This is a genomic window from Rhodopila sp., from assembly GCF_035548235.1.
Classification (GTDB): Bacteria; Pseudomonadota; Alphaproteobacteria; order Acetobacterales; family Acetobacteraceae; genus Rhodopila.
In genome coordinates, this window is the sequence record NZ_DASZTJ010000152.1 from 1 (window position 1) to 8,537 (window position 8,537).

The following is an 8,537-nucleotide window of genomic DNA, read 5'->3' on the forward strand; positions in this document are numbered from 1 at the left end:
TGCGCCGCCATCAGGCCCGACCCCAGCGAGCCGGCAATACCCAGCGCGTGCAGCATGCGCGCCTCATCCAACCCCAGGATGCGGCCCGCGGTGGCTGCGGCGACGAACACGCCGTTTGTGCCTTGAGGGTGGAAGCCGCGCAGGAACAGCGCCATCGTCGCCGCGTTGCCGACCCTGGTCCCGACTTCGTAGCCCGCCACGATCGCGGTCAGGACATCGCGCCCGGTGATGCCGGCGTCGCTTTCGGCGAACGCGAACGCCACCGGACAGGCCAGCGAATTGGGATGGACGATCGACTCCTTGTGGATGTCGTCCATCTCGAACGCGTGGCCGGCGGTTCCGTTCACCAGCGCGGCCTGGGCGACCGAGCCGCGCTTTGCGCTGCCCCAGAACGACGCGACGGGATGGGCGCCTTCTTCCGCCGCCATGTCGCGGACCATGGCCGTCCAGGGCAGGCCCGCGCCGAACAGCGCAACGCCCAGCCCGTCCAGCACGCACAGCTTGGCATGCTCGCGCACGGGCGCAGGGATGTCCGCGAAACGGAGACCCGCGGCGAACCGGGCCAGGTCGCGCGTCGCATTGGGCAGGAGTGAGGCGGCTTCGGCCATCGTGGTCATTTCCCCGTGTCTTTCCCGAACGCTGGCGAAACGAAAACCGGCGTCCGGCCCCCAGGGTGCGGCGCAATCCGGGGCTCTGGCAACCGCCGGCGGCGCCTTGGGCCTGCCAGGCGCCGCCGATCACACGCCTGAACGTGAACGGGAGGGGGGACTCCACCCCGCATCCGGTCTGCTATGGGACGCGGGCGACACTCAGAACGGGCGTGACGCGGGCACGGCTGACGGGCCGCGCGCGCCCGAACCAGGATGCGAATGACAGGTTTGCGCGGAAAAGTCTTCGAGGGCGGCGCCATGCTGATGGGGCGCCAGGTCATCTCGATGGGACTGAGCCTGATCGGGCTGCTGGTGATCACCCGCATCATCGGCCCGACGAATTACGGCCCGTATGTCGCCGCGCTGGGCATCTGCCAATACGCGCAGAACATCGGGCAGGCGGGGATCGCCGTCTTCCTGATCCGCAAGGCGGACGCGGTCGATCGGCGGACCGAGGACATCGCGACCGCCCTGCTGCTGCTGTTCGGTTCGGCGGTCGTCGGAGGTTTGGAGGCCAGCACCGGATTGATCGCACGATGGGTGACGATGCCCGCGATCCAACCTTTGCTCGCTGTCCTGCTGTTCTCCGTTTTCGTCCAGACCCTTTCGATCGTCCCCGCCGCTCGGCTGGAGCGCGACCTCGATTTCCGGCGCATCGCGGCGATCGAGACGGCGGGGCAACTGCTCTATTACGGCACCGCACTGCCGCTGGTGTTTTCCGGCCTGGGGGTCTGGTCGCTGGTCTGCGGCTATACGCTGCAGCAGACGTTCATGTGCCTTGCCTTCCATATCGCCGGCCGATACAGGCCGCGGGTCGCCTGGGACATGGCGGTGATCCGCCCGATGCTGCGCTATGCCTTCGGCTATGCCGCCTCCGACTGGCTGTGGCAGTTGCGCGGGCTGGTCAACCCGCTGATCGTCGGCCACTTCCTGCCTGCCGAGGCGGTCGGACAGGTCGGGCTGGCGATCCGCATGCTCGAACTGCTGTCCTTCACCAAGACGATCGCCTATCGGCTGTCGGTCGCCGTGCTGTCGAAGATCCAGGACCAACCGGCGAAGCTCGTCGCCGCCGCGACCGACGGCATGCGCTTGCAGACCCTTGCGCTGGGGCCCGTGCTGATCGGGTTTTCATGGTTCGGCGGGTTGATCCTGGCGCATGTGTTCGGCCCGCGCTGGGCGCCCGTGATGCTGGTCTATCCCTATCTCGCGCTGAGCTACCTGACCAACGCGCAGTTCAACATCCACGCCTCGATCCTGTACGTGCTGCATCGGAACTGGGACGTATCGTGGTTTCATATCGTCCATGTCATCATGTTCGCAACGGCGACCTGGATATTTGTCGATCGTTACGGAATCGTCGGATACGGCATGGGTGAGCTTGTCGCCTTGCTGAGCTATCCGGCGCTCCACTTCTCGGTCCGCAGGACGGTCGGATCCCCGAACTATGGCATATCGGCGCTGTGGTGGGCCTCGCTGGCCATTGGTCTGTTCTGGCGGGAACTCGGGATCTGGGCCGCGGCGGTGCCGATCGCGGCGCTGCTGTGCCCGCCTTCGATCAAGCAGTTGATGGTATTCTATCGAATGTTTTCACGGACACCGAGGCATGCGGTCTGAACCGCGCTTTCATTTCGTCATCCTCACCTGCCGCGATCCCGATACCGACTTCAGACGCCCCCTGGTCGAGGCTTTATCGGCATTGGGTCCGACGACCTATGCGTGGCTGCGCCGCAGACCCCTCGTCTCCGGTCCGGCGACCGGCGGGGTGACGCGGGAGATGAGCCTGGTGCGGTTCCTGGCGACCATGGCCAGGCTCCGGCGCCGCGACGCCATTCCCGTCTACCTCAACAGCACCAACACCTATTTCCCCGGCATGACGCTGGTCCTGCGCCTGCTCGCGCCGCGCGGCGTCTGGTGTTTCGATCTGCATGACGACCTGCGCTATCACAATACGGGCCTGAAACGGGTGACCGAGAGCCTGATCGTCCGACTGCTGGCGGCCCTGTCGCATGAAATCGTCCACGCCGCGCCGACGCTGCAAAGACTGTTTCCGCGATCGCGGCATCTGGGCAACGCCTCGCATCTGCGGCCCGGCCGGCGGGACGCGGCCAGGGCGGATGCAGTGCTGGTCATCGCCAGCTTCGACGAACGATTGGATTTCCCCTTCCTGGCGGCGGTGATGCGGCGCAATCCGGGCCTGACCTTCGATCTGCGCGGCTGGGTGCGTGCCGACGACGCGCCGACCCGGAAGGCGCTGGAGGCGCTGCTGGCCGCATGCCCCAACGCCGTCTATCACGGGCCATACGCGATGGCCGACCTGCCGGACATGCTGGCGCAGTACAAGGTGACGCTGGCGCCGTACCGGACCGGTTCGCCTTTGACCGACTACATCGATCCGCTGCGCTTCTATCACTGCCTCAACGCCGGGCTGGAAGTCGTTTCTACGCCGATCCCACAGGCGGTGACCATGTCCGACTGCATCCATGTGGTGACCGATGTCGATACATGCTCCGCCACGATCCTTGCCGTCCTGGACGGTCGAGCGGCGAAGCAGCCGGATTACGCGCCGGTGACATGGGAGCAGAAGGCGCGCCGCTTCAAGGAGATCGTTCTTGACTCGCAGCGAACCCAGGCTCTTGCCGCCGCGCGATAAAGGGGCCGCGACCGACACGCTCCGGCGTCATCGGGCCGGCAGCGGCTTCTGGCGCAGGCGGGCATAGACCGCGAGTTGCCGCGGCCTTGGGGTCTTCCAGTCCTTTTCCAGGGTGCCGTCGGGATTCTGCCCCGGCAGGTAGCCCCAGGCCCACCAATCGGTCGAAACGCCTTGCCCGCCTTCGGGAATGGTCAGCCCCTTGCCATTCAAGTATGGCACCAGGGTATCCGCCCAGGCGCGGCTGCCGCGGCTCCGCATGGAGGATCCCATCTCACCGATGAAGACCGGCGCGATGTCCTCGTTGATCAGCCAACCCCATCTTTCGGTCATCCGCCGTACCAGGTCGGGCCCGGAGTCGACCTTCTCGGCGCTGATCTCGGTGGGATATTCGTGCACGGAATAGACCAGCTTATGGGCGACCGGCAGCGTCACCGGCTGCGTCCTCACCACCCGGCAATCGCCGCTCGGGGGTTCGACGATGATCAGCTTGTCGGGGTCGATCGCCTGGATGGCCGCCCCGACCCGCATATACATAAGCCGGATGTCGCGAGGCGATCCGGTTCCCCACTCGCTCATGCCGGGATAGTTCAGCGGTTCGTTGCGCAGGTCGTAGCCGATCACCGTCTGGTCGCCGGCGAAATGCCGGGCGACCGTCTGCCAGTCGGCCAGGAACTTGGCGTTTGTCGTCGTGCCCGGATTGCCGCCTCCGTCCGTGTCGTTCGAGCCCTCGCCCAAGTCGAACCAGAGACCGTTCTTCTGCTGCGCACCCCAGTTGTCACGCTCCCCATGGCCGGGTTCGTTGGTATGGTTGTCGAAGACGACGCGCAGGCCCGCGCTTTTCGCGGCCGCCACGATGCTGTCCATCACCGGCAGGTCGTGTTCCAGCGTCGCGTTGACCCAGGGAAACCGGATACAGTTGAAACCATTGGCCGCCATGAGCCGCGTCTGCTCCGCCAGGGGAATGGCGCGGTTGACCTGGTTCCATCCAATGCAAGCCAGGCGCACCGCGCGCCCGTCGTGATCGATGATCTGGCTTCCCTGCGTGCTCAGCGCCCCATCGGGCAGCAATGTCTGCGCCCGCGCCGCCGCCGCCGTCAGGACAAACCAGCCTATCATCAAAACAATCGACCGCCGCACGAGGCCCTCCTGCTGTCGTGGTCAGCATAGAGGGGCGCGCGGCGGTCCGATGATCAGGAGTCGGTGTCCGGCGCAGTCGTGACCGGCGACAACCCGTCAGGCATGCGCGGGCGGCAGGCCGTGATGGGCGAACCAGGCCATCGCCTTCTTCCAGGCGTCCTCGGCGTCGGCCTGACGGTAGCTGGGCCGGTAATCGGCATGGAAGCCGTGCGGCGCGTCCGGGTAGATGAAGATCTGGACCGTCTTATGCGCCGCCTTGGCCTTCGCCTCGGCCTCCTTCACCAGCGCCGCCGGGATGCTCGGGTCCTGCCCGCCATACAGGCCCAGCAGCGGGCAATGGATGTCCCCGGCGATGTCCAGCGCCGTCTTCGGTTGGATCGGCGACGGCGTGCCGCCGAGCGGGCCATAGAACGCGACGGCCGCTTGCAGGTGCGGGTTGTGCGCGGCGTACAGCCAGGTCTGCCGGCCGCCGCGGCAGAAGCCGATCACGCCCAGCCGGCCCGATCCGCCGTTCTTGCGCGCCCAGGCCGCGGTCGAATCGAGGTCGGACATGTACTGCTCGTCGGGCGCCTTGGAGATCACGTCCTTGAAGATCTGCGCCGTGTCGGTCATCTTCGAAAGATCGCCGATCCGGGCATAGTATTCCGTGGCGACGGCGAAGTACCCCAGCTTGGCGAGGCGGCGGCAGATGTCCTTGATGTATTCGTGGACGCCGAAGATCTCCTCGTTCACCAGGATGACGGGGAAGGGGCCCTTGGTGTCGGGCTTGGCATAATAGGCCGGAAGCGACCCGTTACTGGTCGGGATCGACGTTTCGCCCGCCGTCAGCCCCTGCGCATCGGTGTGGATCGCCTGCGCCTCGACCCGCTGGGTCGCAAGCGTGAACCCGGAAATCAGGCCGGTCATCATCAGGCCGCGCCGTTGTAGCGGAAACCGCCGAAGGCCCTCAATTTCGCTCAGGTCGTTCATTGTCCCCCTCCAGATTGGCCGCGCCGGGCCGCCGGACGCACGGGCAAGGTCATCGCGTCGTCCGTGCCGGCTAATCGTCCCCTGCCGCGGAGAGATTGTCAGTCCCGCGGGGTTCGCAAGTCAGCCCATAGTCTTTTTCAGGTCCTCGTCCGGCTTGGGTGGGCCGCGGGGAACGGGCGCCCCCGCTTGCCCTTCCCGCACGCCGGTGCGACAAGGCGCACCGGATTCATGAATCGTTCAACTGAGCCGAAACAGTCCGGCGCGCGGAGGTGCAAGCATGTCAGATCTCGAGATCGTTTGGACAAAGGTCGATGAAGCTCCGGCGCTTGCGACGTTCTCCCTGCTGCCGATCGTCGAGGCCTTCGTCGGTACGGCCGGCGTGAAAATGAAGCTGAAGGACATTTCGCTCACCGGCCGCATCCTCGCCAATTTCCCCGAGAAACTGACGCCGGCGCAGCGGATCAACGACGAACTCGCCGAACTTGGCCAACTCACCCTGCGGCCTGAGGCCAACATCATCAAGCTGCCCAACATCTCCGCTTCGGTCCCGCAGCTCAAGGCCGCGATCAAGGAACTGCAAGCCAAGGGCTATGACGTGCCGGACTATCCGGACAACGCCACGACGGACGCCGAGAAGGACATCCGCGCGCGCTACGGCAAGGTGCTCGGCAGCGCCGTCAACCCCGTGTTGCGCGAGGGCAATTCCGACCGCCGCGCCGCCGGCGCCGTGAAGCAGTACGCCCGCAACAATCCGCACAGGATGGGCGCCTGGAGCGCGGACTCCAAGTCGCATGTGGCGTACATGTCCGGCGGCGATTTCTATGGGTCGGAGGTCTCCACCACCGTCGCGGCGCCGACCAATGCGCGCATCGAACTGGTCGGTTCGGACGGCAAAGTCACGGTGCTGAAGGAAAAGACGCCGCTGAAGGCCGGCGAGATCATCGACGCGGCGACAATGAGCCGCAAGGCGTTGCGCGCGTTCCTGGCCGAACAGATCGCTGACGCGAAGAAGCAGGGCGTGCTGTTCTCGCTGCACCTGAAGGCGACCATGATGAAGGTCTCCGATCCCATCCTGTTCGGCCATGCCGTTTCCGAGTTCTTCGCCGACGTGTTCAAGAAGGACGAAGCCACGCTGAAGCGTCTCGGCTTCAATCCCAACAACGGCGTGGGCGATCTGCTGGCGAAGGTCGAGACACTGCCGGATGCCGAACGGGAAGCGATCAAGGCCGATATCGCGGCCGAGTATGCGCAGCGACCCGGCCTCGCCATGGTCAATTCGGACCGGGGGATCACCAACCTGCACGTGCCGAGCGACGTGATCGTCGATGCCTCGATGCCGGCGATGATCCGTGAATCGGGGAAGATGTGGGGCGCCGACGGCAAGCTGCACGACGTGAAGGCCGTGATCCCCGATCGCTGCTATGCGCGGCTGTACCAGACGGTCATCGAGGATTGCAAGGCGCACGGCGCCTTCGATCCCCGCACGATGGGCAGCGTGCCGAACGTGGGGCTGATGGCGCAGCAGGCCGAGGAATACGGCTCGCACGACAAGACGTTCGAAATTCCCGCCGACGGAACGGTGCGGGTGGTTGCCGATGACGGTTCGGTCTTGCTGTCGCGTCCGGTGGAGACCGGCGACGTCTTCCGCATGTGCCAGGTCAAGGACGCGCCGATCCAGGACTGGGTCAAGCTCGGGGTGCGCCGCGCGCGCCTGACGAATACCCCGGCGGTGTTCTGGCTCGACGCCCGACGCGGGCATGACGCCCAGGTGATCGCCAAGGTCGAGACATACCTGAAGGAGCAGGACACCTCGGGGCTCGACATCCGCATCCTGGCGCCGGTCGAGGCGATGAAGTTTTCGCTCGCGCGCATCCGCGAGGGGAAGGATACGATCTCGGTCACTGGGAATGTGCTGCGCGACTACCTGACGGACCTGTTCCCGATCATGGAGCTTGGCACCTCGGCCAAGATGCTGTCGATCGTTCCGCTGCTGGCGGGCGGCGGATTGTTCGAGACCGGTGCCGGCGGGTCGGCACCCAAGCATGTGGAGCAGTTCCAGCATGAGGGCTACCTGCGCTGGGATTCGCTTGGCGAGTTCCTGGCGTTGGGCGCATCGCTCGAACACCTGGCGCAGACCTGCAAGAACGCCGACGTGCAGGTCCTGGCCGACACGCTCGACACCGCCAACAGCAAGATCCTTGAATTCAACCGCTCGCCCGCGCGCAAGGTCGGCGAAATCGACAATCGCGGCAGCCATTTCTACTTGGCGCTCTACTGGGCGCAGGCGCTGGCCGCGCAGGACAAGAGCCCGGCACTGCAAGCCCGCTTCAAGAAGCTGGCCGAGACGCTGGGCGCCAACGAGGCCAAGATCAATGCCGAATTGATCGCCGCGCAGGGCAAGCCGGTGGACACCGGCGGTTATTACCTGCCCGATCCGGCCAAGACGTCGGCGGCAATGCGGCCGAGTGCGACGCTGAACGCGGCGCTTGCCGCGTTCTGAGGCGGAGGCAGGGCGGACCCGTCGGACGTGTTCGAATTTGACCCGCCTGGCCTGGATTGGTGGGCGGGGCGTCCTGATTTGACCGACACGGTAACGCGCGCAATTCGCTCCCGCATGATGTCGGCCGTTCGCGGACGAGATGCCGCGCCGGCGCGCGCGGTGCGGTCTGCTCTGTTTGCAGCAGGCGATCGCTATCGTCTCGTCGGCAAACCCTGCAAGGACGCCGTCACCGCAGCGACCAGGGAGTCGACGGCTCTCAAGGCCCTGCGTACGAAATCGCCAAGGAGGCGCTGCGGAGGCCGGGCGGTACCTCCCTCGAGGCGCCTATTTTCGTCCCTTTAGCCCAGCAACTTCGCGGCCTTGTCCTGCCCGGACAGCAAGGTGACAGCCTTCTTGTCGAATGACACGAATGTTTCGCCGCCCAGTCAGGCGCCCTCGTAGGCAAGCGCCCCCGTAGGCAAGCGCCCCCGTAGGCAAGCGCCCCCGTAGGCAAAATTCCCCCGGCCTCCAGGACGGCAAGGCCCAACTCGGCGGCCGGCCAGTTCACCACCACGTTGCCCGCGTTCATCAGGCTGCGAACGGCCGTCGCCACGTCATCCTTCGGCAATTGGCACCCTGCCGAAGCACCCAA

General features: G+C 65.9%; 7 protein-coding genes. 4 read left to right on the forward strand and 3 right to left on the reverse strand.

Annotated features, from left to right (window positions below; translation table 11 throughout):
* Positions 1-608 (reverse strand): MmgE/PrpD family protein (locus tag VHB27_RS12985; protein WP_325601016.1); only part of this gene is annotated, 608 nt, incomplete at its 3' end.
* Between the two features lie 261 nt (positions 609-869).
* Here VHB27_RS12985 and VHB27_RS12990 point away from each other — a divergent pair.
* Both VHB27_RS12990 and VHB27_RS12995 read left to right on the forward strand, forming a co-directional pair.
* Positions 870-2,264 carry an oligosaccharide flippase family protein gene (locus VHB27_RS12990; protein WP_325601018.1) on the forward strand — a complete coding sequence of 465 codons (1,395 nt, stop codon included), beginning with the start codon at positions 870-872 and terminating at the stop codon, positions 2,262-2,264.
* The gene (locus VHB27_RS12995; RefSeq protein ID WP_325601020.1) at positions 2,254-3,300 is read left to right on the forward strand and encodes a hypothetical protein; all 1,047 of its coding nucleotides are present in this window, start codon (positions 2,254-2,256) and stop codon (positions 3,298-3,300) included. The genes VHB27_RS12990 and VHB27_RS12995 overlap by 11 nt, the downstream gene beginning before the upstream one ends.
* Before the next feature lie 27 nt (positions 3,301-3,327).
* On the opposite strand, the gene VHB27_RS13000 is transcribed toward VHB27_RS12995, so the two are convergent.
* Both VHB27_RS13000 and VHB27_RS13005 read right to left on the reverse strand, forming a co-directional pair.
* Positions 3,328-4,416, reverse strand: a complete 1,089-nt coding sequence (locus tag VHB27_RS13000) for a glycoside hydrolase family 5 protein (protein ID WP_325601022.1) — start codon at positions 4,414-4,416, stop codon at positions 3,328-3,330.
* A 117-nt stretch (positions 4,417-4,533) separates the two neighbouring features.
* The gene (locus VHB27_RS13005; protein WP_325601024.1) at positions 4,534-5,346 is read right to left on the reverse strand and encodes a dienelactone hydrolase family protein; all 813 of its coding nucleotides are present in this window, start codon (positions 5,344-5,346) and stop codon (positions 4,534-4,536) included.
* A 337-nt stretch (positions 5,347-5,683) separates the two neighbouring features.
* Here VHB27_RS13005 and VHB27_RS13010 point away from each other — a divergent pair, with 337 nt between their 5' ends.
* Positions 5,684-7,906: an NADP-dependent isocitrate dehydrogenase gene (locus tag VHB27_RS13010; RefSeq protein ID WP_325601026.1), complete on the forward strand. Its 2,223-nt coding sequence runs from the start codon at positions 5,684-5,686 to the stop codon at positions 7,904-7,906.
* A gap of 27 nt (positions 7,907-7,933) precedes the next feature.
* On the forward strand, positions 7,934-8,248 hold the full coding sequence (locus tag VHB27_RS13015) for a hypothetical protein (RefSeq protein ID WP_325601028.1): 315 nt from the start codon (positions 7,934-7,936) through the stop codon (positions 8,246-8,248).
* The last annotated feature ends 289 nt before the right edge of the window (positions 8,249-8,537 follow it).